This is a genomic window from Herbaspirillum sp. SJZ106, from assembly GCF_006715495.1.
Classification (GTDB): domain Bacteria; phylum Pseudomonadota; class Gammaproteobacteria; order Burkholderiales; family Burkholderiaceae_D; genus Herbaspirillum.
In genome coordinates this window covers 557,363-583,486 of the sequence record NZ_VFNI01000002.1, presented here as the reverse complement: position 1 = coordinate 583,486, position 26,124 = coordinate 557,363, and the positions used below count along the sequence as shown (strand labels likewise).

The window sequence follows — 26,124 nt, the reverse complement described above, 5'->3', positions numbered from 1 at the left end:
TCCACAGGAGAAAACAACCATGAGCATGCTGAAAGACTTCCGCGCATTTGCGGTCAAGGGCAACGTAGTCGACCTCGCCGTCGGCGTCATCATCGGCGGCGCCTTCGGCAAGATCGTCGAATCCATGGTGCAAGACATCATCATGCCGGTCGTCGGCAAAATCTTCGGCGGCCTCGATTTCGCCAGCTACTACATCCCGCTCAACGGCCAACCCTACGGCTTGTCGCTGGTCGAGGCCAAGAAGGCCGGCGCGGTGTTCGCCTACGGCAATTTCGTGACCATCCTGATCAACTTCGTGATCCTGGCGTTCATCATCTTTCAGATGATTCGCATCATCAACAAGGCGCGCGACCTGACCGCCAAGCAAGAGGAAGCAGCGCCAGCGGCGCCGGCGGAAGACGTCCTGCTGCTGCGCGAAATCCGCGATGCGCTGAAGAAGTAAACCGGCAGCTCCGCCATCGGCAAGCCCGGGCGGGCTTGCTGGGGCAATACGCGGCGCAGGGGCCGCGCTCCCGGTCAATCCGCGCACAAACCGCGCTCAAACCGGATTATCGATGTCGATAAACCGGTGTTCGATACCGAAATGTTGCGCGGCATGCTCGCCCAGCGCCTGCACGCCATAGCGCTCGGTGGCGTGATGGCCGGCCGCGATATAGATGGTGCCGGTCTCGCGCGCCAGATGCACGGTAGGCTCGGAAATCTCGCCGCTGATGTAGGCCGAAGCGCCGGCCGCGATCGCATCGGCCAGCATGCCCTGCGCCGCGCCTGTGCACCAGGCAATGTCACCCAATGCCTGTTGCGGATCGCCGATCAGCAGCGGCATGCGTCCCAGGCGCTTTTCGATCAACGCGGCAAGATCGGCGGCGGTCTTCACCGAAGGCGAACTGCTGCGCCCGAGCCAACCCAGCTCATCGTCACCGAAACGGCCGCTGGCAGCCAGATCGAGCTGGCGCGCAAGCTGCGCGTTGTTGCCCAATTGCGGATGCGCATCCAGCGGGAGATGGTAGGCGAACAGGTTGACGTCATTGGAAAGCAGCAGCTTCAGCCTGCGCTGCCTGGCGCCGATCACCCGCATATCCTCGCCGCGCCAGAAATAACCGTGGTGTACCAGGATGGCGTCTGCCTTCAGATCGAGGGCGGCTTCGATCAGCGCCAGGCTCGCGGTCACGCCGCTGACGACCCGGGCAATCGCCGCCCGCCCTTCCACCTGCAGGCCGTTTGGGCAATAATCGCGGTATTGCCCGGCATTGAGCGTCTGGCCGAGATATTTCCCGAACTCGTCCCTGGTAACTTGCCGGCTCATTTTCATCCTCATCTGGTTTCTATATGCGACGTTTATGGTTGTTGTTTGCCCAAACCGTGACAATCGGTTTGGCAGTGTGGTTCATTGTAACGACCTTGAAGCCCGACTGGATATCCGGCACCTTCAGCTCCCGCGCACGCCCGGCGCAGTCCACGGTGCAAATGCAGGAAGCCGCCCCCGACGCGCCCGCGCTCAGCTCCTACCAGCACGCCGCGCGGCAGGCCATGCCATCCGTGGTGAACATCTTCACCACCATGGAAGCGCGTCCGCAAAAAAGCCCGTTCCAGAACGATCCCTTCTTCCGCAAGTTCTTCGGCGACCAGTTCGATGAGCAGCAGGACGACAAGCAGTCGAGCCTGGGCTCGGGCGTGATCGTCAGCCCGCAAGGCTACATCCTGACCAACAACCACGTGGTGGAAGCGGCCGACCAGATCGAAGTGGCGCTGGCCGATGGCCGCAAGGCGACCGCCAAAGTCGTCGGCATCGACCCTGAAACCGACCTGGCGGTGATCAAGATCGAGCTGCCCAACCTGCCGGCCATCACGCTGGGCCATCCCGAGAACAGTTCGGTGGGCGATGTGGTGCTGGCCATCGGCAACCCCTTCGGCGTGGGCCAGACCGTTACCATGGGCATCATTTCGGCGCTGGGGCGCAACCATCTCGGCATCAACACCTTCGAGAACTTCATCCAGACCGACGCCGCCATCAACCCTGGCAACTCCGGCGGCGCGCTGGTGGACACCAACGGCAACCTGCTCGGCGTCAACACCGCGATCTATTCGCGCACCGGCGGCAATCTGGGCATCGGCTTCGCCATCCCGATGTCGACCGCCAAGACCGTGATGGAAGCCATCATCAGCCACGGCCAGGTGGTGCGCGGCTGGATCGGCGTCGAACCGCAAGACATCACGCCCGAACTGGCCGAAAGCTTCGGCCTGGGCAAGAAGACCGGCGCCATCATCGCCGGCGTGCTCAAGGGCGGCCCGGCCGACCGCGCCGGCATGAAGCCGGGCGACATCCTGGTCAGCATCGAAGGCAAACCGGTCTCCGACACCACCGAGATGCTCAACGTGATCGCCCAGCTCACGCCCGGCCAGAACATTGCCATGACGGTGCTGCGCCGGGCCCAGGAAACCAAGCTCAGCATCACCGTGGGCAAGCGTCCGCCGCCGCCCAGAAGCGAAGACAGCGACGAAGAATAAGAAAAGCCGGAAGGGCTAGAATGCCCGATACCACGCGCCCCCACAGCGGGGCGCGGCCATCGCCATCACAAGGAGATCGAACAAGATGCACGTGCGCGACCTGACCCAGTTCCTGGCCGAACTGTCCGAGAACAACAACCGCGCCTGGTTTGTGATGAACAAGCCGCGCTACGACATCCTGCGCGAAGAGTTCCTGGCGCTGACCACGCAGCTGATCGCCGACATCGCCAAATTCGATCCCGCCATCGCCGGCTGCAATCCCAAGAAGGCATTGTTTCGCATCAACCGCGACATGCGCTTTTCGCACGACAAGAGCCCGTACAAGACCCACTTCTCCGCGGCCATCACCGCCAGCGGCCTGAAAAAACCCAGCCAGGGCGGCGGCCCGGCCTATTACTTCCACATCGACGCGGACGGCAAGCTGCTCATCGCAGGCGGCGAATACATGCCGCCACCGGATCGCCTGCGCGCCATCCGCAACCATGTCATCAGCGACGCATCGGGCTTCAACAGGATGCGCAAGAACAAGAAACTGGTGGAGACCTACGGCGACCTGCAAGACGAAGGCAAGCTGGTGCGCCCGCCCAAGGGCTTCGACCCGGACAGCCCGAATATCGAATACGTGAAGCTGAAAAGCTTCATCGTGTGGACCGAAACCAGCATCAAGAAGAAAGTGCCGACCGACCTGAAAAAGGATGTGCTGGCCGGCTTCAAGGATGCCTATCCGCTGGTGAACTGGCTGCGCAATATTCCGCTGCCGATAGCGGAAGAATAAACGCATAAACGCCCGGGAAAGCCCGAATGTAAAAAAGCCCGCGCATGCAAATGCGGCGGGCTTTTTTTCTTCTGGCGGGAGCCTACTCGGCAGCGGAGGATTTGGCCTCTTCGCCATCCGGCGCGCGCGTGGCGCGTTCGAAGATGGGCGCCACAATCAGGCCTATCTCGTACAGCAGCACCAGGGGCACGGCCAGCATCAGCTGGCTCATGACGTCGGGCGGCGTCACCACGGCGGCGACCACAAACGCGCCGACGATCACGTAAGGACGGATCTGCTTGAGTTTCTGCAACGGCACCAGGCCCATGCGCACCAGCACGATCACGATCACCGGCACTTCGAAAGTGACCCCGAAGGCGACGAACATGGTCAGCACGAAGTCGACGTAGCTGTCGATGTCCGGCGCCACCGAGACCGACTTGGGCGCGAAGTTGTTGATGAACGGGAACACCACGCCGAACACGAAGAAATAGCAGAACGCCACGCCGATGACGAACAGCAGCGAGGATGAAATCACCAGCGGCGCGATCAGTTTCTTTTCATGCGCATACAGGCCCGGGGCGACGAAGGCCCATAGCTGGTACAGCACCCAGGGCAGCGAAAGCAGCACCGCCACCAGCATGGTGACCTTGATCGGGATCAGGAAGGGCGTGATGACGCCGGTGGCGATCATCTTGCTGCCGACCGGCAGCGCGTGGATCATCGGCGCGGCCAGCACGTCGAAGATGTGGGCCGCGAAAGGCATCATGCACAGGAAGACCACCAGCACCACCGCCGCGGCCTTGACGACGCGGCTACGCAGTTCGATCAGGTGCGAGATGAAGCTGTCTTCGGTGCCGGCCGTATTGTTTTCTTCAGCCATGGAGTTTGCTGCGCAAAAGTAAGGTGAGGAAGCGGGGTGCCGTCGGGATTAAACCTAGATCCGGCAGTTGAATGTGTTCGCCGGTGCCGTGATCGGCGTGCCAGGCAAGGCGCGACGACGCGGCGCACTACTGTGTGCAAGGAGGAGCAACGTCGCATGGCGCGGTGAGCACGGTGCCGGCGAATGCATAGCGCTCTCACCAACAAGGAGAGCGGTATTGATTCGGATAATGCTTGTGTTCATGCGGATTTCCAAGGAGATAGCAAGCGGTCAACTGCTGGATCTAGGTTAAAAGAAACCGGCCGACTTGCCGGCGCCGATCGGACGATATTTTGCCACTCGCGCCGAGGCCGAGATGACGCGCGTCTTGCGCCCGCTCTGGTGCTTGTACCATGCCGGGACGGCGGTGGTGCGCGCCAGTTTCTTGCGGCGGAATGCCTTGGCCTTGATCGAGAGCATGTCGGCATTGGGCGTGCGGCTCCAGCTGCTTGCGTCCGCTGCGGCGCTGTCGCCGGCCGCAGCGCCGTCATTGCCGTTCCAGGCGTCGTTGAGCGATGCTTCGGTGTCGGACATGCTCTTGTGGATGCTGCCCGACACGTCGCTGGCGGCCTGCTCCACATCCTTTTGCATCTTGCGCAGCTCGTCCAGCTCGATCTCGCGGCTGACCTCGCTCTTGACGTCGTTGATGTAGCGCTGCGCGCGGCCGAACAGGGTGCCGGCCATGCGCGCCACCTTGGGCAGCCGCTCGGGGCCGATCACGACCAGCGCGACCACGCCGATCAGGGCCAGCTTGGAAAGGCCGATATCAATCATGGGTCTTGGACATTAATGACAAAGTACGCCAGGCAAAGTACGACAGGCTAGGCGCAACGAGGCGCGGTGGACGCGCCCGCCGCACCAGCGGCGAACGCGGAAATCTGGAGGCGGCCTGCAACGCGTCCCTCGCGCATGCGGCATAGCGCCGACGCACCGGAGGCGCAACAGGCGCCGCTTGATCAGCTGCCGGACTTGTCTTTTTCCTTGGCCTGGACATCGATGGCCTGATCCTTGGCCGGCTCGTCTTCAGCGCCCTTGACGCCATCCTTGAAACCCTTGACGGCCTTGCCCAGGTCGGAGCCCATGTTGCTGAGCTTCTTGGTGCCGAAAACCAGCATGACGATCACCAGAACAATCAGCCAATGCCAAATACTGAACGAACCCATTCTCTTCTCCTAAGCGGACATCCCTGCCCTGTCTACAAAACGTTCCTTGTCTCTGCCGGCGCTGCATGCGCGCCGGCTCATTATTGTTGCACGAAGCGTACCCGCCACGGGTGCGGGCCGCCAATGACGTGCATATGCAGATGGTACACCTCCTGCCCGCCATCCGGTCCGGTATTGAACAGCGTCTTGAAACCGCCGCTGCGGTTGCCGTCGGCGTCGAGCTGGAAGCCGCAGCCCTGCTCGGCCGCCAGCCTGGGCGCGAGCAGCGCCATTTTACCCAACAAGGCGGCCTCCCCGGGACCGCAATCGGACAGCGTGGCGATATGCCGGCGCGGCACGATCAGGAAATGCACCGGCGCGGCCGGGTTGATGTCATGGAAGGCAATCAGATCCTCATCTTCGTACAGCTTCTTCGACGGGATTTCACCGGCGGCGATCTTACAGAAAATGCAATTGTCCAAACCGTTCTCCTGCGTAGATAGGGGGGATGGCGCTCAATCCTTGCGCGCGGCTTTTTCTTCTAGGCCGGAAAGGCCTTCGCGGCGCGCCAGCTCGTCGAGCACGTCCTGGGGCTTCAGGTCGAACTGGGCCAGCATCACCATGGAATGGAACCAGAGGTCGGCGCACTCGTAGAGCACCTTGGACTTGTCGCCCGAGATCCGGGCATCCTTGGCGGCCATCACGGTTTCGGTGGCTTCCTCGCCGATCTTCTTGAGGATGGCGTCGTCGCCCTTGGCAAACAGCTTGGCGACATACGATTTTTCAGGGTTGCCGCCGTTGGCCAGCTTGCGCGACTCGATGACTTCGGCCAGGCGCTTCAATGTTTCGCTCATGATTCGCTCTTGCCCGGTTCGGTATCCTTGGCCGCGTCAGCGGTCTTGCGCGTGCGCCTGGGCTTGTCCGCGGCCTTCTCGGCCTTGGCCACAGGCGCGCCGCCGGCGCCCGGCGGCAAATCCTTCAATACCGGCTCGACGGTCAGCCATTCGCCATTGTCGGCGCTGCCGTCGAACTTCTGGAAGAAACAGGAATGGCGGCCGGTGTGGCAGGCGATGCCGGCCACCTGCTCGACCTTGAGCAGCACCACGTCTTCGTCGCAGTCGAGGCGGATCTCGTGCACCTTCTGGAAGTGGCCGGACTCCTCGCCCTTGTGCCACAGCTTCTTGCGCGAGCGGCTCCAGTAGACGGCCTGGCCGATCTCAACCGTCCTGGCCAGCGCCTCGCGGTTCATCCAGGCGAACATCAGCACGTCGTTGCTGCCGACTTCCTGGGTGATCACCGGCACCAGGCCGACCTCATCCCATTTGACCTTGTTCAGCCACTTGGCGCTGATGCTCATGCCAGCCTCATTGGAATGTTCTGGTCGGCCATGAAGCGCTTGGCTTCCTGCACGGTGTGCTGGCCATAGTGGAAGATGCTGGCGGCCAGCACCGCATCGGCACGGCCGCGGGTAATGCCGTCGGCCAGGTCCTGCAGGCCGCCGACGCCGCCCGAGGCGATCACCGGAATGCTCACCGCTTCCGATACCGCGCGCGTGAGATCGAGGTCGAAACCGCTCCTGGTGCCGTCGCGGTCCATGCTGGTCAAGAGAATCTCGCCGGCGCCCAGGCGCGCCATGTTGCGCGCCCATTCGACCGCATCCAGGCCGGTGGCCTTGCGGCCGCCGTGGGTGTAGACCTCCCACTTGCCGTCGCCGGCGCGCTTGGCGTCGATCGCCACCACGATGCATTGCGAACCGTACTTGCTGGCGGCATCGGCCACCAGTTGCGGGTTGGTGACGGCGGAAGTGTTGATGCCGACCTTGTCGGCGCCGGCGTTGAGCAGGCGGCGCACATCGTCGACCGCGCGCACGCCGCCGCCCACCGTCAGCGGGATGAAGACCTGCGAGGCGACCGCTTCGATGATGTCGAGGATCAGGTCGCGGCCATCGGAGGAAGCGGTGATGTCGAGGAAGGTCAGCTCGTCGGCGCCCTGCTCGTCATAACGCCGCGCGATCTCCACCGGGTCGCCGGCATCGCGCAATTCGAGAAAATTGACCCCCTTCACGACGCGGCCGGCGGTCACGTCGAGACAGGGGATGATGCGTTTTGCGAGGGCCATCTTGTTTGCTACCTTATGTGCTGCATCAGTCGCCGCCGGCTTCGGTATCCGCGCCTTCGGCTTGCGTCAGTTCGTCGGCGCGATCCTGCGCGCTGCGCAGGTCCAGCGTGCCTTCATAGATCGAGCGGCCGCAGATGACCGCCTCGATGCCCTCATCCTCCACGTCGCACAGCGCTTCCACATCCTTGATGTTGTGCACGCCGCCCGAGGCGATGATGGGGATCGACACCGCCTGCGCCAGGCGCACGGTGGCTTCGATGTTGACGCCGCCCATCATGCCGTCGCGGCCGATGTCGGTATAGACGATGGCTTCGCAGCCATAGCCCTCGAACTTCTTGGCCAGGTCGATCACCTCGTGGCCCGACAGCTTGCTCCAGCCGTCGGTGGCGACCTTGCCGTCCTTGGCGTCGAGGCCGACGATGATCTGGCCGGGAAAGGCGCTGCAGGCGTCATGCAGGAAACCGGGGTTCTTCACCGCCGCGGTGCCGATGATGATGTAGGACAGGCCGTCATCCAGGTAGCGCTCGATGGTATCGAGATCGCGGATGCCGCCGCCCAGTTGCACGGGAATCTCTTCGACGCCGTTTTCCTCGGCGTAGGCGGCAACGACCTTGAGGATCGACTTGACCGCCGCCTCGTTCTTGGGCTTGCCCGCGAACGCGCCGTTCAGGTCGACCAGGTGCAGGCGGCGGGCGCCTTGCTTGAGCCAGTGCAGGGCCATTTCCGCCGGGTCTTCGGAGAAAACGGTGGCTTGTTCCATATCGCCTTGTTTCAGGCGGACGCAATGACCGTCTTTCAGGTCGATGGCGGGTATCAGCAGCATGGCTACGGTATGACTATCTGTAAAAGGAGTTTGTGGGCAAGGCAGGCCCGGCAGGATTTGCCGGACTTGCCTTAAATACAAAAATCAGGGCTTCCAGTGTACGAAATTCCGATACAGCTGCAAACCCGCGGCGGCACTTTTTTCCGGGTGGAACTGGGTTGCAAAGATATTATCGCGGGCCACCGCGCAAGCGAAGTCGCGGCCGTAAGGAGTCTGGCCGACCACCTGCGCCTGGTCCGCGGGGACGGCATAGAAACTGTGCACGAAATAGAAGAAGGCATGGTCCGCAATTCCTTCCCACAACGGATGCGGCGCCGTCTGGCGCACATGGTTCCAGCCCATCTGCGGCACCTTGTAGCGCGAACCGTCGTCCTGCAGCAGGCCGTCCAGCTCAAAACGCACCACCTTGCCCGGCAACAGCCCCAGGCCGGGAGTATCGCCTTCTTCGCTCCAGTCGAACAGCATCTGCTCGCCCACGCACACGCCGAACAGCGGTTTGCTGCGCGAGGCCTCGACCACCGCTTCCTGCAGGCCGGACTCGCGCAGGCAGCGCATGCAGTCGGGCATGGCGCCCTGGCCGGGCAGCACCACGCGGTCGGCATTGCGGATGTCGGCGACTTCGCCGGAAATGCGCACGTCGGCTTCCGGCGCGACATGGCGCAGGGCTTGCGCTACCGAGCGCAGGTTGCCCATGCCGTAATCCACTACAACAATTTTGTTCATATCGGAAAGTCCGGCGCACAGCGCGCCGGATACTGGTGATTACAAGCTGCCCTTGGTGGATGGAATCGTGCCGGCGGCGCGTTCGTCGAGCTCGATGGCCATGCGCAGCGCGCGGCCGAATGCCTTGAACACGGTCTCGCACTGGTGGTGCGCATTGATGCCGCGCAGGTTGTCGATGTGCAGGGTCACCTGCGCATGATTGACGAAACCGTGGAAGAACTCGCTGGTCAGGTCGACATCGAACGCGCCGATCATCGAACGGGTGAACGGGATGTGGTATTCCAGGCCGGGACGGCCGGAGAAGTCGATCACCACGCGCGACAGCGCTTCGTCCAGCGGCACGTAGGCATGGCCGTAGCGGCGGATGCCCTTCTTGTCGCCGATGGCCTTGGCGAAGGCCTGGCCCAGGGTGATGCCCACGTCTTCCACCGTGTGGTGCGCGTCGATATGCAGATCGCCCTTGGCTTCGATATCAAGGTCGATCAGGCCGTGGCGCGCGATCTGGTCCAGCATGTGGTCAAGGAAGGGCACGCCGGTATCGAGCTTTTGCTTGCCGGTTCCGTCCAGGTTGATCGCGACGCGGATCTGCGTCTCGTTGGTGTTGCGGACGACTTCCGCGGTTCTGGGTGTAGACATGGTCAGGGTAAAGCGGGATTCAAACGAAAGGGTTCTGCAAAGATGGTTCCGGATGCGCCGGCCGCAAGTGCCTCATTGCGCTTGCAGCGCCAGTTTCAGCGCCGTCAGGAAAGCGGTATTTTCTTCTTGTGTGCTAACGGTAATACGCAAACAGTTGTGCAGCAATGCATGCATTTTACCGGCATTTTTGACCAGCACCTTACCGGCGAGCAAAGCGCCGAAAACTTTCTCGGCATCCGGGACCCGGATCAGCACGAAGTTGGCGGCCGACGGGAATACCTCCACCCCGTCCAGCGCCGCCAGTTGCGCCATCAGGTCCGCGCGGCCGCTACGCAGCGCCGCAGCCTGCGCTTCCAGCACGTCGAGATGCTCCAGCATGAACAGCGCGGCCGTCTCGGTCAATACATTGATGTTATACGGTGGGCGCACCTTGTCGAATTCGCGCAACAGCGCCGGCGCGGCCGACATATAGCCCAAGCGAATGCCGGCCAGCCCCAGCTTGGACACCGTGCGCATCACCACCAGATTATTGAACTGCGGCAACGCCTGCATCAGGCTGGCCTGGGCGAACGGCTGGTAAGCCTCGTCCACCACCACCAGGCCATACGGCGCGGCGGCTTGCACGATGCGCAGGATGTCGCCCGCGTCGAACAGCGTACCGGTCGGGTTGTTGGGATAGGAAAGATAGGTGAGCGCCGGGCGATGCAACTCCATCGCCGCCAGCATCGCCGGCAGATCCAGCGTGAAGTCGGCGCGCAGCGGCACGCCGACATAGTCCAGCCCGGCGGCCAGCGCCGACACCTGATACATCACGAAGCTGGGTTCCGGCGCCAGCACCTTGCGGCCGGGCACGGCGCAGGCCATCGACAGGATGGAAATCAGCTCATCCGAACCGTTGCCCAGCAGCACGTCATAGCCGTCCGGCACACCCAGCTTGCTGCGGATCGCCTCTTTCAAGCGCACATACCCCGGCACCGGGTAACGGTTCAGTTCCGCCTGCGCCAGCCGCTGCGCCAGGGCCTGGCGCAGCTCGGGCGGCAGGAGGTAGGGATTCTCCATCGCATCCAGCTTGAGCATGCCCTCGGCGTCAGGCACGTGATACGCCTGCCAGCCGCGCACCAGCGGACGGATCACGCTGGCAATCAAGGGGCCGCAGGGGCTTGGGTCAGCCGGTGACTTGTTCATCTTGTTGGCTCGCAGGTTCCAGCGCCTCAAGGCGCTGGCGGATCAGTTCGCAGTAATCGGGATTGAGTTCGAAGCCGGCGAAACGCCGGCCGCAGCGGCGCGCCGCCACCGCCGTGGTGCCGCTGCCCATGAACGGGTCGAGCACCACGCCGTCCGGCGGACAGGACGCCTTGATCATGCGCTCGACGATCTCCAGCGGCTTTTGAGTGGGATGATCGGCGCGCTCCTTGTGTTCGCGGTGCAGGCGCGACACGCTCCAGACATCCTTGGGGTTGTAGCCCATCTCCAGCCACTTGGCGCCGACGAAGATGGCGCGCGAACGCGCCTTCTTGGTCTGCTCGTCGTAAGGGATGCGGATGGCGTCGAGGTCGAAGAAATAATCCTTCGCGCGCGCAAAGAAACCGATGGTGTCGTGCACCGAGGAGTAACGCCGGGTGCTGCCGCCCATGGAGGGCACGCGGCGATCCCAGACGATCTCGTTGATCATGGTCATGCGCTGCTTCAACATGACGAAGATCTCCGGCGAATAGCGCCAGGTCAAAAAGATGTAGAGACTGCCGTTGGCCTTGAGCTTGGGCAGCGCGGCATCGATCCATTGCTCGGTCCAGGCCAGGTATGCGGCGGTGTCGAGCTTGTCGGAATCGTTGCCGTAGTCCTTGCCCAGCCCGTACGGCGGGTCGGCGATCAGGAGGTCGATGCTGCCGTCCGGAATACGCTGCAACCCCTGCAGCGCATCCTCGCAATGCACGCGATCCAGCCAGCCTTCGCCTGCAAACGGGTCGGAGGCAGCCGTCATCGCATCACTTCAGGCGCAGTTCGGCGGAACGGGCGTGCGCCTGCAAGCCCTCGCCATAGGCCAGTTCCGCGGCGATCTTGCCCAGCGTCTGGGCGCCGGCTTCAGACACCCGGATCAGGCTTGAGCGCTTCTGGAAGTCGTACACGCCCAGCGGCGACGAAAAGCGCGCAGTGCGCGAAGTCGGCAGCACGTGGTTGGGGCCGGCGCAGTAGTCGCCCAGCGCTTCGGACGAAAAACGGCCGAGGAACATGGCGCCGGCGTGGCGGATCCGGTCGGCCCAGCGTTGCGGATCTTCGGTGGAGATTTCCAGGTGCTCGGCGGCGATCATGTTGGCGATCTCGCAGGCCTCTTCCATGTCGCGCACTTTCACCAACGCGCCGCGGTCGGTCAGCGAAGTGCGGATTACATCCTTGCGCGGCATGGCGTCGAGCAACTTGTTGATCGAGACTTCGACCTTGGCGATGTAATCGGCGTCCGGGCACAGCAGGATGGATTGCGCCAGCTCGTCGTGCTCGGCCTGCGAGAACAGGTCCATGGCGATCCAGTCCGGGTCGGTGCTGCCGTCGCACACCACCAGGATCTCGGAAGGCCCGGCAATCATGTCGATGCCGACCACGCCGAACACGCGGCGCTTGGCAGCGGCCACGTAGGCGTTGCCGGGGCCGACGATCTTGTCCACCTGCGGGATGGTCGCCGTGCCATAGGCCAGCGCGCCGACCGCCTGCGCGCCGCCGATGGTGAACACGCGGTCCACGCCAGCGATCGCGGCGGCGGCCAGCACCAGTTCGTTCTTCACGCCGTCCGGCGTGGGCACCACCATGATGACTTCCTGCACGCCGGCCACCTTGGCCGGGATCGCGTTCATCAGCACCGACGAGGGATAGGCCGCCTTGCCGCCCGGCACGTAGATGCCGACGCGGTCCAGCGGCGTGACCTTCTGGCCCAGCTCGGTGCCGTCAGCCTCGCGGTACAGGAAACCGTCGGAGCCGCACTCCTTCTTCTGGCGCTCGTGATAGGCGCGCACGCGGTCGGCGGCGGCTTGCAGCGCCGCACGGCGCGTCTCGGACAGGCCGGCCAATGCCGCCTGCAAAGCTTCCTTGCCGATTTCCAGCGCGGCCAGCGAGGCTGCCTGCACGCGGTCGAAACGCTGCGTGTATTCCAGCACGGCGGCGTCGCCGCGCGCCTTGACGTCGGCCAGGATGCCGGCGGCGGCGCGGTCGATGGCTTCGTCTTCGCCGGCTTCGAAGGCCAGCACGGCCGACAGCTTGTCGCGGAAGCCGGCGTCGGCGGAATCGAGTTTTCGGATGGCAATGCTCATGGGGTCACCTGCAATACGGCTGGGTTCGGCTTGGTTTCGTTACGGTCTTACTTGCCTTTGGACGCCTTCTCGAAAGCGTCGAGGATGGGCTGCAGGCGTTCGCGCTTCAACTTCAGCGCAGCCTGGTTGACCACCAGGCGCGAAGATATGTCGATGATGTGCTCGACTTCCACCAGCTTGTTGGCGCGCAGCGTGCCGCCGGTGCTGACCAGGTCGACGATGGCGTCCGACAGGCCCACCAGCGGGCCCAGCTCCATCGAGCCGTACAGCTTGATCAGGTCGACGTGCACGCCCTTGGCGGCGAAGTGCTCGCGCGCGGTCTTGACGTATTTGGTCACCACCCGCAGGCGCGCGCCCTGGCGCACCGCGTTGGCGTAGTCGAAGCCTTCCTGCACCGCCACCGACAGGCGGCACTTGGCGATGTTGAGGTCGATCGGCTGGTACAGGCCTTCGCCGCCATGCTCCAGCAGCACGTCCTTGCCGGCCACGCCGAAGTCGGCCGCACCGTATTGCACGTAGGTCGGCACGTCGGAGGCGCGCACGATGATCACGCGCACGTCGGGGGCGTTGGTCGGCAGGATCAGCTTGCGCGACGATTCCGGGTCTTCGGCCACGGTGATGCCGGCGGCTTTCAGCAGCGGCAGGGTTTCTTCGAAAATGCGGCCCTTGGACAGCGCCAGCGTCAGTTGTTGGGTCATATTGTCTGCTTCGGATCCGGTGCCGTTACTTGATGCGCTCGATGTCGGCGCCGATGGCCGACAGCTTGGCTTCCATGCGGTCGTAGCCGCGGTCGAGGTGGTAGATGCGCTCGACCACGGTCTCGCCTTGCGCGGCCAGGCCGGCAATCACCAGCGAGGCGGAAGCGCGCAGGTCGGTCGCCATCACCGGCGCGCCGATGAATTTGTCCACGCCCCTGACGATGGAAGTGTTGCCTTCGATGTCGATGGCCGCGCCCAGGCGATTGAGCTCCTGCACATGCATGAAGCGGTTTTCGAAGATGGTTTCGGTGACGTGGCTGGTGCCGTCGGCGATGCAGTTGAGCGCCATGAACTGCGCCTGCATGTCGGTCGGGAAACCGGGGTATTCGGTGGTGCGAAAGCTCACTGCCTTGGGACGCGCGGCCATCTGGATACGGATCCAGTCCTCGCCCGAGGTGAGGATGGCGCCCGCTTCGCGCAGCTTGTCCAGCGCCGCGTCGAGCAGGCCGGAACGGGTGCGGCGCAGCGTGACGTCGCCGCCGGCGGCGGCCACGGCGCACAGGAAAGTGCCGGTCTCGATGCGGTCGGCAATCACTTCATGGGCGGCGCCGTGCAGCTTGTCCACGCCCTGGATCACCAGGCGGTCGCTGCCAATGCCTTCGATCTTGGCGCCCATCTTCACCAGCAGGTTGGCCAGGTCGCCCACCTCCGGTTCGCGCGCGGCGTTTTCCAGCACGGTCTCGCCCTCGGCCAGCACCGCGGCCATCAGCAGGTTCTCGGTGCCGGTGACGGTGATCATGTCGGTGACGATGCGCGCGCCCTTGAGGCGCTTGGCCTTGGCATAGATGTAGCCGGCGTCGATGTGGATCTCGGCGCCCATGGCTTGCAAGCCCTTGATGTGCTGGTCCACCGGACGCGAGCCGATGGCGCAACCGCCCGGCAGCGACACCTTGGCTTCGCCGAAGCGCGCCAAGAGCGGACCCAGCACCAGGATGCTGGCGCGCATGGTCTTGACCAGTTCATACGGCGCTTCCAGCTTGGTGATGTCGTTGCCGTTGAGCACGGTCTCGTCGCCGTTTTCCTGCACGCGCAGGCCCATCTGCTTCATCAGCTTGGTGATGGTGAGCACGTCCTGCAGGTGCGGGATGTTCTTCAGGCGCAGGTCGTCGGCCGTCAGCAAACCGGCGCACAGGATGGGCAGCGCCGCGTTCTTGGCGCCGGAGATGGTGACTTCGCCGGAGAGGCGCTTGCCGCCGCGGATTACGAGCTTGTCCATGTTCTTGCCTTATTTCTGGAATTCTTCGGGAGTGAGGGTCTTCATCGACAGCGCGTGGATCTCTTCGCGCATGCGGTCGCCCAGCGCGGCGTAGACCAGCTGGTGGCGCTGGATCAGGCGCTTGCCGGCGAAGGCGTCGGAAACGATGACGGCATTGAAATGCTGGCCGTCGCCTTCGACTTCGATATGCCGGCACTCAAGGCCGGCGACGATATAGCTTTTGACGAGTTCGGGTGTGGGTAGCATGGTTCGGCTCTTCACTGGGTTCGATAAGGGGCCGGCGCTTCAGTGCGAACCGGCGCGCAGCTTGTAACCGCTCTTGAGCAGGCGCACCGCCAGCGTGGCCAGCGCCACGAAGAACACGGTCACGATGCCAAGGCTGGTCATGGGATTGATGTCGGACTGGCCGAAGAAGCCGTAGCGAAAGCCATCGATCATATAAAAAAACGGGTTGAAATGCGACACCGCCTGCCAGAACGGCGGCAGCGAGTGTATCGAATAGAACACGCCGGCCAGGAAGGTCAGCGGCACGATAAGGAAATTCTGGAACGCCGCCAGCTGGTCGAACTTCTCGGCCCAGATGCCGGCCACCAGGCCCATCGTGCCCAGGATCGCCGCGCCCAGCAGGGCGAACGCCAGAATCCACAGCGGCGCCACGAAATCCAGGTGACCGAACCAGGCGGTGACGACGAACACGCCGGCGCCGACGACCAGGCCGCGCACCACCGCCGCCAGCACATAGCCGCCGAACAGTTCCCAGTGCGACAGCGGCGTCAACAGCACGAACACCAGGTTGCCGGTGATCTTGGACTGGATCAGCGAGGACGAGCTGTTGGCGAAGGCGTTCTGCAGCACGCTCATCATCACCAGGCCGGGCACCAGGAAACCGGTGTACTGCACGCCGGGATAGACCTGCACGTGGTCTTGCAGCACGTGGCCGAAGATCAGCAGGTACAGCAGCGCGGTCATGATGGGCGCGGTCACGGTCTGCGTCGCCACCTTCCAGAAACGCAGGATTTCCTTGTAGAACAGGGTCTGGAAGCCGGTCATTTTTCATCTCCCATGATCTGGATGAACACGTCTTCCAGGTCGGCTTGCTGCAATTGCATGTCGTCGATCTCGGCGCCCGCGGCACGCAGCGCGGCCAGGATCGGCTCGACTTCCCGGTAGTCGTTCACGCGCAGCGTGTATTTATTGCCCGACAACAGCTCTTCGGGATGCGTCACCAGCGCCTTGAGCGCGTCCGGCAGGGTACCGTTCTTCAAGCGCAGCGCCAGTTGCGAACCGGAAATGCGCCTGATCAGGCCTTCGGTGGAGTCCAGCGCCACCACGCGGCCGAACTTGAGCATGGCGATGCGGTTGCACAGCGCCTGCGCCTCTTCCAGGTAGTGGGTGGTCAGCACGATGGTGTGGCCCTCGCGGTTCAGGCGACCGATGAACTTCCACAGCGTCTGGCGCAGCTCCACGTCCACCCCGGCGGTCGGCTCGTCCAGCACGATCACCGGCGGTTTGTGCACCAGCGCCTGCGCCACCAGCACGCGCCGCTTCATGCCGCCCGAGAGGGCGCGCATGTTGGTGTCGGCCTTGTTGGTGAGGTCGAGGTTTTCCATGACCTCGTCGATCCACTTGTCGTTGTTCTTCAGGCCGAAATAGCCGGACTGCATGCGCAAGGTTTCGCGCACGGTGAAGAAGGGATCGAACACCAGCTCCTGCGGCACCACGCCCAGCTTCATGCGCGCGGCGCGATAGTCGGCGACCACATCGTGGCCGTGGATGGCGACGTTGCCGGAATCGGCCCGGTTCAGGCCGGCGATGATGGAGATCAGCGTGGTCTTGCCGGCGCCGTTGGGGCCGAGCAAACCGAAGAATTCGCCTTCTTCGATCGCCAGCGAAACGCCGCCCAGCGCTTGCAGCGACTGGTAGCGTTTCTTGATGTCATTGATTTGCAAAGCGGCCATATTGCCGATAGCCCGTTTCATTCGTTACTTGCAAGAAAGAATAAGGTGGCAGGAATTCGCCCTGCCGGCCTCGCCCTGGCATCCTGGCGCGGCCGCCGTGGCGGCCGTCGCGTCCCTGCGGATGCCTTGTGATGTCATTGGATGGATCGCCGCGCCGCTGCGCCATGGGGCCATGCAAGGCACGCCGAAGTGGCACAGAACCAGCGCCATGAACTGGCGGTAAAACAGGAGATTATAGGGGAATTCGATTTTCCGGGCCGGACTGCCGCAGACGCGAAGGCTGTCCCGGAAATGCCGCCATGACGGCGGCGACGGCCGTCAGTGATGTCGGTCGGTGGCGGAAGTGGGCGCCGCCGAGCCATTGCCGTGCAGCAGCGGGGAAACGCCATAGAGGTCGGCCAGGCTTTTCAGGTTGGCCGGCAGCTCGCCGAACTCAAGCGCCGCGCCGCGGGCCTGCGCCGCCCGGCGCCAGGCCAGGAGCGTGGCCACCGCCGACGAATCGACCTCCGTCACTGCGCTGACATCGATGCTGGCCTGGCCGGCGGCGATGGCCGACAGCCCTTCGCCCAGGACGGAGCGTGCATTGTTGACAGTCAGCGAAGCGCCGGGCTTGAACATGATGGTCTTTCTGAAACGGTAGGATCGGGCCTTGAACTTACTTCTTGCCGGCCGAGCGCGCCGCCAGTTGCTTGTTCTTGTCCGACAGCGCCTTGATCAGGCCGTCGATGCCGCCCTTGTTGATTTCATTGGCGAAGGTGCCCTTGTAGGCTTCCACCAGCCAGGCGCCCAGCACGTTGACGTCATACAGCTTCCAGCCGTCGGCCTTCTTTTCCAGGCGATAGCTCAGCTGGATCGGCTCGCCGCCGCGTGCCGAGATCACTTGCGAATTCACTTCCACTTCAGTGTCGGTCGGCGCCGCGCGCAACGGCTTGAATTCGATCTTCTGGTCGCGCACCTGCGACAGCGCGCCGGAATAGGTATAGACCAGCAAGCTGCGGAATTCGGTGATCAGTTGCTTTTGCTGCTCCGGGGTAGCCTGGCGCCAGAAACGGCCGGCCGCCAGTTGGGTCATGCGCTCGAAGTCGACATAAGGCAGGATCTTCTGCTCGACCAGCTGCATGATGCGGTTGTTGTTGCCCGACTGGATGTCCTTGTCGTTCTTGGCGGTATCCAGCACTTCCGAGCTGATGCGCTTGACCAGCGCGTCCGGCGCCTCCTGGGCGGAAGCCGCTCCGGAAAAGGCCAGTGCGGAAACGGCGATGGCAATAAATTTGGTGAGCATCTTCATAAGTCTTTGTCCATTCGAATAGGAGCGGCCAATCCGCATGCCGCTGAAAGTCGGCGAGCCGGCGAAACGCCCGACGACTGCCGGCCTTCTTTCGAGACCGCGCCCCCCATCGGGTTCCCGCGCCGTCACAGACGGCGACGGATCTTACAGTTTGTGCGATTTACCGCGATTTCAAGAGGCCGGCCGCCGACGGCCGCGCCATCAAGGCTTGATCGCCTCTTCCTTCTGCTCGGCGCCGGCATTGCCGCCGTCGATCTGCGACTGGCGGCGCTGCAGGTAGGTGTCGCGCACAAAGTCGTACTTGTCCAGCGCGGCATCTTCCAGCAGGGTCGAGGCATCCAGCAGCTCGGCGCGACGATCCACCACGCGGATCACGCTGCCGACGTTACGCCAGCGTACCGGACGCTTGTAGGTCCACAGGTCGCCATACAGGTCGACCGGCAGGCCGGCGGTATCGCGGATGGTGGACGGGCCGAAGAACGGCAGCACCACATACGGCCCGGAGCCTACACCCCACTTGCCCAGGGTCTGGCCGAAGTCGGATTTTTCGCGCGGCAGGCGGGCTTCGGTCGCCACGTCCAGCACGCCGCCCAGGCCGAAGGTGGTGTTGATGGCCACCCGCATGAAGGTCGACACGCCCTGCTCGATGCGGCCCTGCAGCAGTTGGTTGATCGACGACCACAGGTCGCCGATGTTGCCAAAGAAGTTGCCCACGCCGGTCTGCACCGGGTCCGGCACCACCGCATCATAGGCCTGCGCGGCAGGCTTGAGCGCCACCTTGTCGACGGTGTCGTTAAAGCTGAACATGGCGCGGTTGAAACCCTCCAGCGGATCGCTGGGGTTGTTGCTGGTGGCGCAACCGGTCAGGGCCGCGCCTGCCAGGACAAATGCGCCGATGCGTGCTGCGTAAGTCATTTCGAATCATCCTTTCCCTCTGCCGCCTTGCTGTAGAGGAACTGACCGATCAGGTTCTCCAGAACAATCGCAGACTGTGTCATTTTTATCGTATCGCCCGACGCCAGGTTGGCAGTATCGCCGCCCGGCTCGATGCCGATGTATTGCTCGCCCAGCAGGCCCGAGGTCAGGATCTTGGCGGAACTGTCCTTGGGAAACTTGTAGCCGTCATCCATGTTGAGGGTGACGATGGCGCGGAAGGTCTGGTCATCGAAGCGGATCGAATCGACCCGCCCCACCACCACCCCCGCGCTCTTGACCGCGGCGCGCGACTTCAATCCGCCGATGTTATCGAAATTGGCCTTGACGGTGTAGGTTTTCTGGCCGAACGACATCGCGCTCATGTTGCCGGCCTTGAGCGCCAGGAACACCAGTGCGGCCACGCCCAGCAGCACGAAGATTCCAACCCAGGCGTCCAGTGATTTACGTTGCATAGTCATACCTTTTATTGATTCTGTCAGCTGAACATCAGCGCGGTCAGGAGGAAGTCCAGGCCCAGCACCATCAGCGAAGCGATCACCACGGTGCGGGTGGTGGCGCGCGCCACGCCTTCCGGCGTCGGCTGCGCTTCATAGCCCTGGAACAGCGCCACGAAGGTTACCGCGATACCGAACACGATGCTTTTCAGCACGCCGTTGGCGATGTCGTTCCACACATCCACGCCGCCCTGCATCTGCGACCAGAAGGCGCCCTCGTCGACGCCGATGAGCAACACCCCGACCACATAGCCGCCGATGATGCCTACCGCGCTGAAGATCGCCGCCAGCACCGGCATGGCGATCACGCCGGCCCAGAAACGCGGGGCCACCACGCGCTGCAGCGGATTGACCGCCATCATCTCCATCGCCGACAACTGCTCGCCGGCCTTCATCAGGCCGATCTCGGCGGTCAGCGAGGTGCCGGCGCGCCCGGCGAACAGCAGCGCAGTCACCACCGGGCCCAGTTCGCGCGTCAGCGACAGCGCCACCAGCAGGCCCAGCGCCTGCTCGGAGCCATATTTATTGAGCGTGTAATAGCCTTGCAACCCCAGCACGAAACCGACGAACAGGCCGGATACCGCGATGATCACCAGCGAATAGTTGCCGATGAAGTGGATCTGGTCGGTAATCAGGCGCGGACGGCGCAACAGGCCCAGCGACGCTCCCAGCATATTGAAGAACATGCGCGCGGCAAAACCGGTGCCGACGATGAATTCGCGGATACTGCGGCCCAGGCTGGCCAGCAAATTGACGATCATGGGCGGCCTCCCAGTCCCAGGTCGTCGGCCAGCGACTTGCCCGGATAGTGGAACGGCACTGGACCGTCCGCCTCGGCATGCACGAACTGCTTCACGTAGGGATCGGTCGAGGTGCGCATCTCGGCCGGCGTGCCCTGCGCCACGATCTGCCCCTGCGACAGGAAATACACATAGTCGGCGATGCCGAAGGACTCGTTGACATCGTGCGACACCAGGATCGAGGTCGAGCCCAGCGCGTCGTTCAGACGGCGGATCAGGTTGGCGGTCACGCCCATGGAAATCGGATCGAGGCCGGCGAAAGGCTCGTCATACATGATCAGCAGCGGATCGAGCGCGATCGTGCGCGCCAGCGCCACGCGGCGCGCCATGCCGCCGGAAATCTCGGCCGGCTTCAGGGCTGCGGCGTTGCGCAGGCCGACCGCGTTGAGCTTCATCAGCACTAGGTCGCGGATCAGTTCCTCGCCCAGGTCGGTGTGCTCGCGCAGCGGAAAGGCCACGTTGTCGAATACCGTCATGTCGGTAAACAAGGCGCCATTCTGGAACAGCATGCCCATCTTGCGGCGCAGCAGATAAAGCTGCTGCGTATCGAGCCCGGGGACGTTCTCCCCGTCCACCGTCAGCGAGCCCTGCTGCGGCTGCAGCTGGCCGCCGATCAGGCGCAGGATGGTGGTTTTTCCCGAACCGGAACCGCCCATTACCGCCACGACCTTGCCGCGTGGGAAATCCATGCGCAACCCGGTCAGGATGGGGCGGTCGCCATAACGGAAATGCAGATCGCGGATTTCTACGATATTTGGCAAAGCGGTTTCTTTGATTTCTTTGGAAAACCGACATTGTAGAGCAAAATTTACAAATCGCTTTTAAGACGGCAATACAGCGTGTAAATGGCATGCAACGAAAAAGCATGATCTTAACAATTTCAATATATTTTCATGTCAGTTGCCAGTTGTTAGCTACAGCCCTCCTTAATGACATATCAGTCATTAAAACCCTGCCGAGCCAACAAATTCATTAGAACGTGGTTCATATGCAACATTTGCCTACTTCTTGAGCATGCCTGTCGATACGTACCGTTTCAACGCCCCGCAGGCATGCCATTTCGTGCCCGGCTGCGCATGCCCGCCCTAGGGCAACCCCGCCCGGCTTGATACAATGGCGGTTTTGCTTTCGGAAGAATTTGTCATGAGCCTCAAATGCGGCATCGTGGGCCTGCCCAACGTCGGAAAATCCACCCTCTTCAACGCCCTGACCAAGGCCGGCATCGCCGCCGAGAACTATCCGTTCTGCACCATCGAGCCGAACGTGGGCGTGGTGGAAGTCCCCGATCCGCGCCTGCAGGCGCTGGCCGAGATCGTCAAGCCCGAGCGCATCCTGCCGGCCGTGGTCGAATTCGTCGACATCGCCGGCCTGGTGGCGGGCGCCTCCAAGGGTGAAGGCCTGGGCAACCAGTTCCTGTCGCACATCCGCGAAACCGACGCCATCGTCAACGTGGTGCGCTGCTTCGAAGACCCGAACGTGATCCACGTGGCCGGCCGCGTCAGCCCGCTCGACGACATCGCCGTGATCCAGACCGAACTGGCGCTGGCCGACATGGGCACCGTCGAGAAGGCCATCCACCGCGAGCAGAAGAAGGCCCGCTCCGGCGACAAAGACGCCGCCAAGCTGGTGGCCCTGCTGGAACGCATCATGCCGGCGCTGGACGAAGCCAAGCCGGTGCGCGCGCTGGGCCTGGATGCGGAAGAAATGCTGCTGATCAAGCCGCTGTGCCTGATCACCGCCAAGCCGGCCATGTACGTGGCCAACGTTTCCGACTCGGGCTTCACCAATAACCCGCTGCTGGACCAGCTGACCGCCTACGCCAAGGAACAGAGCGCCCCCATCGTGGCCATCTGCGCCGCCATCGAAGCCGAGATCGCCGACCTGGACGACGCCGACAAGACCGACTTCCTGGCCGACATGGGCATGCAGGAACCGGGCCTGGATCGCCTGATCCGCGCCGCCTTCAAGCTGCTGGGCCTGCAGACCTACTTCACTGCGGGCGTCAAGGAAGTGCGCGCCTGGACGGTGCCGGTCGGCGCCACCGGCCCGCAGGCCGCCGGCGTGATCCACACCGACTTCGAACGCGGCTTCATCCGCGCCCAGACCATCGCCTACGAAGACTTCATCGCCTTCAAGGGCGAAGCAGGCGCCAAGGAAGCCGGCAAGATGCGCGCCGAAGGCAAGGAATACATCGTCAAGGATGGCGATGTGATGAACTTCCTGTTCAACGTCTGATCCCGACGCCACAGTCGGACTTTGTCTTATTGCAGTCATCGCCGGCAGGTACCCTGCCGGCATCAACCTTTATAGCGGCACCATGAGCAAGCAAGCCATCCCGTCACCGGGCAGCGGCAACAGCCGCGCCAAGCGCCCGACGCAAGCGGCCGACGCTGCGCCCCTGGCCAATGAGATCCGCCCCGGCCAGTCGATAGAACTGCTCAAGGAACTGCACATCCTCACGCGCGACGGCAAGCTCAATCAAGACAGCCGCCGCAAGCTCAAGCAGGTCTACCACCTTTACCAGTTCATCGAACCGCTGCTGGCCGAGGTATTGCAGGACCATCCGGACGTGACGCTGGTCGACCACGGCGCCGGCAAGTCTTACCTGGGGTTCATCCTGTACGACCTGTTCTTCAAGGCATTGCCGGGCGCGCCGCGCATCTACGGCATCGAAACCCGCGAAGAACTGGTGAAGAAATCCGAACAACTGGCCGCGCGCCTGGGCTTTGGCGGGATGTCCTTCGTCAACCTGTCGGTGGCCGACTCCATCGTGTCGGACCGATTGCCGCAGCAGATCGACGTGGTCACCGCGCTGCATGCCTGCGACACCGCCACCGACGACGCCATTCATTTCGCGCTGAAGAAGCAGGCCCGTTTCATCGTGCTGGTGCCGTGCTGCCAGGCCGAGGTGGCCTCGGTGCTGAACCGTCACAAGGGCAAGTCGCTGGCCAATTCGCTCACCGAGATCTGGCGCCACCCGCTGCACACGCGCGAATTCGGCAGCCAGGTCACCAATGTGCTGCGCTGCCTGCAACTGGAAGCGCACGGCTACAAGGTCAGCGTGACCGAGCTGGTGGGCTGGGAGCATTCGATGAAAAACGAACTGATCATCGCGCAATACCGCGACCTGCCGCGCCGCCGTCCGGCCGAGCGGCTGCAGGAAGTGCTGCGCACGCTGGGGCTGGAAGAGATGGGAGAGCGTTTCTTCGCGCCGCAGGTCGCTTGAAACACGAACGCCAAGAAGGGCGGCAGGAACATTTCTTGCACTGGAATGAAATAGCGGCGTTTCTAGCCACAGGGTTTCACAGCAGGACTTCAGCGCGGGGCTGAAGCTGCCGATATAGCAGCAGCCAGCATGACGCTGCCGGAGGCCACAAGCGCCGGCGGGAAAGCAAGGGGATACCGGGAAACCGGTTTGCGCAACGAGGGCCGGCCCAACGCCGGAAAATGCACATGACATCCGCTGTCGACACGGAAACGCTCATCGCCGACAACCGGCAGCTGCGGGCCGAACTGCAGGATCTGCTGCAGCAGGCGCACATCAACCAGTCCATCATCGAACGCCACCAGGCTTTCGACCTGAAGCTCATCGGCGCCAGCGAATTCCGCGAACTGATCGAGGCCATGCTGAAGACCATGCCCGGCGTGTTCAACCTGGAAACCGTGACGCTGTCCCTGATCGACGACGACTATGCGATCCAGCGCATCCTGCGCGATTTGCAGATCGGCCTGAACGAATTTCCCAACCTGCTGTTCCTGAAACGGCCCATCGACTTCCCCGATGAAGACGGGCACCGCCCGTCGGCCGAGAAACCGCGCCTGGGCGAATACCTGCCGGCGCTGCACGGCCCGCTGTTTCCCAACTACCAGCCGGTCAGCGTGGCGGTGCTGCCGCTGGTACGCCAGCATCGCCTGCTGGGCTACCTGGCGCTGGGCAGCGCCTATCGGGAGCGCTTCACGCGCAAGCTGGCCACCGACTTCATCCAGCGCCTGGCGACGGTGGCCGCAATCTGCCTGGAAAACGTGATCAACAACGAGCGCCTGAAGCATATCGGCCTCACCGATCCGCTCACCGGGGTCAACAACCGCCGCTATATCGAGCAGCGCATGCATGAGGAAGTCGCGCGCGGCCAGCGCGAACGTTCGGCGTTGTCCTGCCTGTTCATCGACATCGACCATTTCAAGCGCGTCAACGACCAGTTCGGCCACCAGAGCGGCGACGATGTGCTGCGCGAAGTGGCGGCGCGGATCAAGAAGGAACTGCGCCTGTCGGACGCGCTGGGCCGTTTCGGCGGCGAGGAGTTTGTCGTGCTGCTCACGCATGCCACGCGCGAAGATGCAGCGCGCATCGCCGAGCGCATCCGCGCCGGCATCGGCAACCGCGGCATCATGATCGAGGGCTCGCGCGATCCGCTCAAGATCACCGCCTCCATCGGCGCAGCCTCATTGGTGCCGCCGGACCGCAGCCGCCCGGCCGAGGAAGTCAAGCAGGCCATGCTCAAGGCTGCCGACCAGGCGCTCTATCAGGCCAAGGAAAGCGGCCGCGATCGCGTGGTGCTGGCGCCGCTGGCCTGATCAGGCGACCGAAGGCGCGACCGCGCGCCGGTCGCGGATGATCCACGGGGCGGCGATGATGAACACGCCGCCGACCACATCCTGGGGCCGCAGCTCGGCGGCGCCCAGCAACCACGCCGACAGGCTTGCCACCAGGATCTCCGCCAGCATGACCACCGCCGTGATGTTGGCCGGCAAGCGCGCCACACCATATTGCAGGCACAGGTTGGAGATCAGGAACAGCACCGACCACATCCCCACCAGCGGCCACGCCGCCCCCGGCGTCGCGCTTGGCCAGGCAATCGATCCCGAGAGCGCCAGCACCACGCCCAGCAGGCAAGCCAGGAGCGCTCCGCCGCTCAGCATGGAAATGGCGCGGGCGCCGTCCGACACGCCGTGCAAGCGGCGCAGCAGCACATTGTTGACGGCGAAGCACATGCCGCCCAGCAGCGCCAGCCAATCAGGCAAGCTGCGCGGCAGCGGCAAACCCAGGCGCGGCTGGTAGAGCACGATCACCGCCCCCGCCAGCCCCAGCGCCACACGCCCCAGCGAACGCGCGGTAATGGCTTCGCGCAGCACCACGCGCGCCAGCACCACGGTCCAGATCGGCATCAGGTAAAACAGCAGGATCACGCGCACCACGTCGCCATAGGCGATGGCGACGTTGAAGGCGGTATTGGTCAGCCCGGTGGCCAAGGCCACGCCGAGCAGTTCGGGATGCCGGCGCAGTTGCCCGATATCGCGGCGCTTGATCGCCAGCAGCATGGCAGTGCAACCCACGAAGATCGCCGCAGTAGCCCACAGCGGATGCAAGCCCATGCCTTCCAGGGCGCGCATGCCAGTCCAGGACAGGCCCCAGATCGTGGTGTTCAACAGCAATGCCGCAATGGCAGGCTTGGGAATGTGTTGCATGCGCGTGTCTTGTCTTTGCTTGGGCCCGGGCAAAAGATAAAAGCCGGTAATCCCGTCATGCCGTTCAGTTAAGGCTCATTCTGAAACACTCATCACAGACGCCGTTCGGGCTGAGTAGGCCCGCCAGGGTCGTACCGAAGCCAGCGTGTCACCGGTTAGCGCTCTTGCCTGCCCTTCGATACGCTGCTGCGCAGCTACTCAGGGCGAACGGAGTCTGGACTGTACAAACAAAAATGCCGTTCAGCGCTTAACTGAACGGCATGACGGCAATGCCGGTTTTTATCGC

Annotated in this window: 31 protein-coding genes and 1 pseudogene; 6 read left to right on the top strand and 26 right to left on the bottom strand. The window is 63.4% G+C overall.

Annotated features, from left to right (window positions below; genetic code table 11):
* Positions 1-19: 19 nt before the first annotated feature.
* Positions 20-442 carry a large conductance mechanosensitive channel protein MscL gene (mscL, locus tag FB598_RS07905; RefSeq protein WP_141913694.1) on the top strand — a complete coding sequence of 141 codons (423 nt, stop codon included), beginning with the start codon at positions 20-22 and terminating at the stop codon, positions 440-442.
* A gap of 96 nt (positions 443-538) precedes the next feature.
* Here mscL and FB598_RS07900 read toward each other — a convergent pair whose 3' ends face one another.
* Positions 539-1,303: a Nif3-like dinuclear metal center hexameric protein gene (locus FB598_RS07900; RefSeq protein WP_141913695.1), complete on the bottom strand. Its 765-nt coding sequence runs from the start codon at positions 1,301-1,303 to the stop codon at positions 539-541.
* 23 nt (positions 1,304-1,326) lie between these two features.
* Between FB598_RS07900 and FB598_RS07895 the strand changes: the two genes are divergently transcribed.
* Positions 1,327-2,505, top strand: a complete 1,179-nt coding sequence (locus FB598_RS07895) for a Do family serine endopeptidase (RefSeq protein ID WP_141913696.1) — start codon at positions 1,327-1,329, stop codon at positions 2,503-2,505.
* 85 nt (positions 2,506-2,590) lie between these two features.
* Entirely contained in the window at positions 2,591-3,280 is a 690-nt protein-coding gene (locus FB598_RS07890) for a DUF2461 domain-containing protein (RefSeq protein ID WP_141913697.1), read from the top strand.
* Between the two features lie 82 nt (positions 3,281-3,362).
* On the opposite strand, the gene tatC is transcribed toward FB598_RS07890, so the two are convergent.
* The 24 genes and pseudogenes from tatC to FB598_RS07770 all read right to left on the bottom strand — a co-directional run bounded on the left by tatC (position 3,363) and on the right by FB598_RS07770 (position 21,133).
* Positions 3,363-4,142 (bottom strand): twin-arginine translocase subunit TatC, encoded by a 780-nt coding sequence (tatC, locus tag FB598_RS07885; RefSeq protein WP_141913698.1) that lies wholly within the window; start codon positions 4,140-4,142, stop codon positions 3,363-3,365.
* 288 nt (positions 4,143-4,430) lie between these two features.
* Positions 4,431-4,955: a Sec-independent protein translocase protein TatB gene (gene tatB / locus FB598_RS07880; RefSeq protein WP_141913699.1), complete on the bottom strand. Its 525-nt coding sequence runs from the start codon at positions 4,953-4,955 to the stop codon at positions 4,431-4,433.
* A 182-nt stretch (positions 4,956-5,137) separates the two neighbouring features.
* The gene (gene tatA, locus FB598_RS07875; RefSeq protein WP_141913700.1) at positions 5,138-5,344 is read right to left on the bottom strand and encodes a Sec-independent protein translocase subunit TatA; all 207 of its coding nucleotides are present in this window, start codon (positions 5,342-5,344) and stop codon (positions 5,138-5,140) included.
* Between the two features lie 80 nt (positions 5,345-5,424).
* Positions 5,425-5,805: a histidine triad nucleotide-binding protein gene (locus FB598_RS07870; protein ID WP_141913701.1), complete on the bottom strand. Its 381-nt coding sequence runs from the start codon at positions 5,803-5,805 to the stop codon at positions 5,425-5,427.
* 33 nt (positions 5,806-5,838) lie between these two features.
* Positions 5,839-6,177, bottom strand: a complete 339-nt coding sequence (locus tag FB598_RS07865) for a phosphoribosyl-ATP diphosphatase (RefSeq protein WP_141913702.1) — start codon at positions 6,175-6,177, stop codon at positions 5,839-5,841.
* A gap of 119 nt (positions 6,178-6,296) precedes the next feature.
* Positions 6,297-6,680 (bottom strand): annotated as a pseudogene (gene hisI, locus FB598_RS07860) (phosphoribosyl-AMP cyclohydrolase); the annotation flags it as partial.
* Positions 6,677-7,441, bottom strand: coding sequence for an imidazole glycerol phosphate synthase subunit HisF (gene hisF, locus FB598_RS07855; protein WP_141913704.1), 765 nt, complete (start codon positions 7,439-7,441; stop codon positions 6,677-6,679). The pseudogene hisI and the gene hisF, both read right to left, overlap by 4 nt.
* 25 nt (positions 7,442-7,466) lie before the next feature.
* Positions 7,467-8,264 carry a 1-(5-phosphoribosyl)-5-[(5-phosphoribosylamino)methylideneamino]imidazole-4-carboxamide isomerase gene (gene hisA / locus FB598_RS07850; protein WP_141913705.1) on the bottom strand — a complete coding sequence of 266 codons (798 nt, stop codon included), beginning with the start codon at positions 8,262-8,264 and terminating at the stop codon, positions 7,467-7,469.
* An 84-nt stretch (positions 8,265-8,348) separates the two neighbouring features.
* Entirely contained in the window at positions 8,349-8,987 is a 639-nt protein-coding gene (gene hisH / locus FB598_RS07845; RefSeq protein ID WP_141913706.1) for an imidazole glycerol phosphate synthase subunit HisH, read from the bottom strand.
* A 39-nt stretch (positions 8,988-9,026) separates the two neighbouring features.
* Positions 9,027-9,623: an imidazoleglycerol-phosphate dehydratase HisB gene (gene hisB / locus FB598_RS07840; RefSeq protein ID WP_050466674.1), complete on the bottom strand. Its 597-nt coding sequence runs from the start codon at positions 9,621-9,623 to the stop codon at positions 9,027-9,029.
* A 72-nt stretch (positions 9,624-9,695) separates the two neighbouring features.
* Positions 9,696-10,808, bottom strand: a complete 1,113-nt coding sequence (hisC, locus tag FB598_RS07835) for a histidinol-phosphate transaminase (RefSeq protein WP_141913707.1) — start codon at positions 10,806-10,808, stop codon at positions 9,696-9,698.
* Positions 10,789-11,604, bottom strand: coding sequence for a site-specific DNA-methyltransferase (locus FB598_RS07830; RefSeq protein WP_141913708.1), 816 nt, complete (start codon positions 11,602-11,604; stop codon positions 10,789-10,791). Before FB598_RS07830 ends, hisC begins: the two co-directional genes overlap by 20 nt.
* A gap of 4 nt (positions 11,605-11,608) precedes the next feature.
* Positions 11,609-12,922 (bottom strand): histidinol dehydrogenase, encoded by a 1,314-nt coding sequence (hisD, locus tag FB598_RS07825; RefSeq protein WP_141913709.1) that lies wholly within the window; start codon positions 12,920-12,922, stop codon positions 11,609-11,611.
* 47 nt (positions 12,923-12,969) lie between these two features.
* Positions 12,970-13,620 (bottom strand): ATP phosphoribosyltransferase, encoded by a 651-nt coding sequence (gene hisG, locus FB598_RS07820; protein ID WP_141913710.1) that lies wholly within the window; start codon positions 13,618-13,620, stop codon positions 12,970-12,972.
* A 25-nt stretch (positions 13,621-13,645) separates the two neighbouring features.
* Entirely contained in the window at positions 13,646-14,896 is a 1,251-nt protein-coding gene (gene murA / locus FB598_RS07815; protein WP_141913711.1) for a UDP-N-acetylglucosamine 1-carboxyvinyltransferase, read from the bottom strand.
* A gap of 9 nt (positions 14,897-14,905) precedes the next feature.
* Positions 14,906-15,142: a BolA family protein gene (locus FB598_RS07810; protein WP_141913712.1), complete on the bottom strand. Its 237-nt coding sequence runs from the start codon at positions 15,140-15,142 to the stop codon at positions 14,906-14,908.
* Between the two features lie 39 nt (positions 15,143-15,181).
* Positions 15,182-15,946 carry an ABC transporter permease gene (locus FB598_RS07805; protein ID WP_141913713.1) on the bottom strand — a complete coding sequence of 255 codons (765 nt, stop codon included), beginning with the start codon at positions 15,944-15,946 and terminating at the stop codon, positions 15,182-15,184.
* The gene (locus FB598_RS07800) at positions 15,943-16,854 is read right to left on the bottom strand and encodes an ABC transporter ATP-binding protein (RefSeq protein ID WP_141914200.1); all 912 of its coding nucleotides are present in this window, start codon (positions 16,852-16,854) and stop codon (positions 15,943-15,945) included. The genes FB598_RS07805 and FB598_RS07800 overlap by 4 nt, the downstream gene beginning before the upstream one ends.
* 318 nt (positions 16,855-17,172) lie before the next feature.
* Entirely contained in the window at positions 17,173-17,472 is a 300-nt protein-coding gene (locus tag FB598_RS07795; protein ID WP_141913714.1) for a lipid asymmetry maintenance protein MlaB, read from the bottom strand.
* Between the two features lie 37 nt (positions 17,473-17,509).
* Positions 17,510-18,142 carry a phospholipid-binding protein MlaC gene (locus tag FB598_RS07790; RefSeq protein ID WP_141913715.1) on the bottom strand — a complete coding sequence of 211 codons (633 nt, stop codon included), beginning with the start codon at positions 18,140-18,142 and terminating at the stop codon, positions 17,510-17,512.
* A gap of 201 nt (positions 18,143-18,343) precedes the next feature.
* Positions 18,344-19,057, bottom strand: coding sequence for a VacJ family lipoprotein (locus tag FB598_RS07785; RefSeq protein ID WP_141913716.1), 714 nt, complete (start codon positions 19,055-19,057; stop codon positions 18,344-18,346).
* Positions 19,054-19,530 carry an outer membrane lipid asymmetry maintenance protein MlaD gene (gene mlaD / locus FB598_RS07780; RefSeq protein ID WP_141913717.1) on the bottom strand — a complete coding sequence of 159 codons (477 nt, stop codon included), beginning with the start codon at positions 19,528-19,530 and terminating at the stop codon, positions 19,054-19,056. Before mlaD ends, FB598_RS07785 begins: the two co-directional genes overlap by 4 nt.
* A gap of 23 nt (positions 19,531-19,553) precedes the next feature.
* Positions 19,554-20,333, bottom strand: a complete 780-nt coding sequence (gene mlaE / locus FB598_RS07775; protein ID WP_141913718.1) for a lipid asymmetry maintenance ABC transporter permease subunit MlaE — start codon at positions 20,331-20,333, stop codon at positions 19,554-19,556.
* Entirely contained in the window at positions 20,330-21,133 is an 804-nt protein-coding gene (locus FB598_RS07770) for an ABC transporter ATP-binding protein (RefSeq protein ID WP_183405706.1), read from the bottom strand. Before FB598_RS07770 ends, mlaE begins: the two co-directional genes overlap by 4 nt.
* Before the next feature lie 382 nt (positions 21,134-21,515).
* On the opposite strand from FB598_RS07770, the gene ychF reads away from it, so the two are divergent.
* The 3 genes from ychF to FB598_RS07755 all read left to right on the top strand — a co-directional run bounded on the left by ychF (position 21,516) and on the right by FB598_RS07755 (position 24,947).
* Positions 21,516-22,607, top strand: a complete 1,092-nt coding sequence (gene ychF, locus FB598_RS07765; protein WP_141913719.1) for a redox-regulated ATPase YchF — start codon at positions 21,516-21,518, stop codon at positions 22,605-22,607.
* Between the two features lie 82 nt (positions 22,608-22,689).
* Positions 22,690-23,598: an SAM-dependent methyltransferase gene (locus FB598_RS07760; protein ID WP_141913720.1), complete on the top strand. Its 909-nt coding sequence runs from the start codon at positions 22,690-22,692 to the stop codon at positions 23,596-23,598.
* A gap of 227 nt (positions 23,599-23,825) precedes the next feature.
* Positions 23,826-24,947, top strand: a complete 1,122-nt coding sequence (locus FB598_RS07755; protein WP_141913721.1) for a sensor domain-containing diguanylate cyclase — start codon at positions 23,826-23,828, stop codon at positions 24,945-24,947.
* Here FB598_RS07755 and FB598_RS07750 read toward each other — a convergent pair whose 3' ends face one another.
* Positions 24,948-25,838 (bottom strand): DMT family transporter, encoded by an 891-nt coding sequence (locus tag FB598_RS07750; protein WP_141913722.1) that lies wholly within the window; start codon positions 25,836-25,838, stop codon positions 24,948-24,950.
* Positions 25,839-26,124 lie beyond the last annotated feature (286 nt).

Bases quoted from the DNA above. Each gene is read 5' to 3' on its own strand.
- hisA (WP_141913705.1), bottom strand. From the start codon at position 8,264: ATGCTGCTGATACCCGCCATCGACCTGAAAGACGGTCATTGCGTCCGC.
- FB598_RS07900 (WP_141913695.1), bottom strand. From the start codon at position 1,303: ATGAGCCGGCAAGTTACCAGGGACGAGTTCGGGAAATATCTCGGCCAG.
- FB598_RS07805 (WP_141913713.1), bottom strand. From the start codon at position 15,946: ATGACCGGCTTCCAGACCCTGTTCTACAAGGAAATCCTGCGTTTCTGG.
- FB598_RS07830 (WP_141913708.1), bottom strand. From the start codon at position 11,604: ATGACGGCTGCCTCCGACCCGTTTGCAGGCGAAGGCTGGCTGGATCGC.
- hisD (WP_141913709.1), bottom strand. From the start codon at position 12,922: ATGAGCATTGCCATCCGAAAACTCGATTCCGCCGACGCCGGCTTCCGC.
- FB598_RS07755 (WP_141913721.1), top strand. From the start codon at position 23,826: ATGACATCCGCTGTCGACACGGAAACGCTCATCGCCGACAACCGGCAG.
- mscL (WP_141913694.1), top strand. From the start codon at position 20: ATGAGCATGCTGAAAGACTTCCGCGCATTTGCGGTCAAGGGCAACGTA.
- FB598_RS07890 (WP_141913697.1), top strand. From the start codon at position 2,591: ATGCACGTGCGCGACCTGACCCAGTTCCTGGCCGAACTGTCCGAGAAC.
- tatB (WP_141913699.1), bottom strand. From the start codon at position 4,955: ATGATTGATATCGGCCTTTCCAAGCTGGCCCTGATCGGCGTGGTCGCG.
- hisB (WP_050466674.1), bottom strand. From the start codon at position 9,623: ATGTCTACACCCAGAACCGCGGAAGTCGTCCGCAACACCAACGAGACG.
- FB598_RS07760 (WP_141913720.1), top strand. From the start codon at position 22,690: ATGAGCAAGCAAGCCATCCCGTCACCGGGCAGCGGCAACAGCCGCGCC.
- murA (WP_141913711.1), bottom strand. From the start codon at position 14,896: ATGGACAAGCTCGTAATCCGCGGCGGCAAGCGCCTCTCCGGCGAAGTC.
- FB598_RS07795 (WP_141913714.1), bottom strand. From the start codon at position 17,472: ATGTTCAAGCCCGGCGCTTCGCTGACTGTCAACAATGCACGCTCCGTC.
- FB598_RS07895 (WP_141913696.1), top strand. From the start codon at position 1,327: ATGCGACGTTTATGGTTGTTGTTTGCCCAAACCGTGACAATCGGTTTG.
- mlaD (WP_141913717.1), bottom strand. From the start codon at position 19,530: ATGCAACGTAAATCACTGGACGCCTGGGTTGGAATCTTCGTGCTGCTG.
- FB598_RS07810 (WP_141913712.1), bottom strand. From the start codon at position 15,142: ATGCTACCCACACCCGAACTCGTCAAAAGCTATATCGTCGCCGGCCTT.
- FB598_RS07750 (WP_141913722.1), bottom strand. From the start codon at position 25,838: ATGCAACACATTCCCAAGCCTGCCATTGCGGCATTGCTGTTGAACACC.
- tatC (WP_141913698.1), bottom strand. From the start codon at position 4,142: ATGGCTGAAGAAAACAATACGGCCGGCACCGAAGACAGCTTCATCTCG.
- FB598_RS07865 (WP_141913702.1), bottom strand. From the start codon at position 6,177: ATGAGCGAAACATTGAAGCGCCTGGCCGAAGTCATCGAGTCGCGCAAG.
- FB598_RS07790 (WP_141913715.1), bottom strand. From the start codon at position 18,142: ATGAAGATGCTCACCAAATTTATTGCCATCGCCGTTTCCGCACTGGCC.
- hisC (WP_141913707.1), bottom strand. From the start codon at position 10,808: ATGAACAAGTCACCGGCTGACCCAAGCCCCTGCGGCCCCTTGATTGCC.
- mlaE (WP_141913718.1), bottom strand. From the start codon at position 20,333: ATGATCGTCAATTTGCTGGCCAGCCTGGGCCGCAGTATCCGCGAATTC.
- hisF (WP_141913704.1), bottom strand. From the start codon at position 7,441: ATGGCCCTCGCAAAACGCATCATCCCCTGTCTCGACGTGACCGCCGGC.
- tatA (WP_141913700.1), bottom strand. From the start codon at position 5,344: ATGGGTTCGTTCAGTATTTGGCATTGGCTGATTGTTCTGGTGATCGTC.
- ychF (WP_141913719.1), top strand. From the start codon at position 21,516: ATGAGCCTCAAATGCGGCATCGTGGGCCTGCCCAACGTCGGAAAATCC.
- FB598_RS07800 (WP_141914200.1), bottom strand. From the start codon at position 16,854: ATGGCCGCTTTGCAAATCAATGACATCAAGAAACGCTACCAGTCGCTG.
- hisH (WP_141913706.1), bottom strand. From the start codon at position 8,987: ATGAACAAAATTGTTGTAGTGGATTACGGCATGGGCAACCTGCGCTCG.
- hisG (WP_141913710.1), bottom strand. From the start codon at position 13,620: ATGACCCAACAACTGACGCTGGCGCTGTCCAAGGGCCGCATTTTCGAA.
- FB598_RS07785 (WP_141913716.1), bottom strand. From the start codon at position 19,057: ATGACTTACGCAGCACGCATCGGCGCATTTGTCCTGGCAGGCGCGGCC.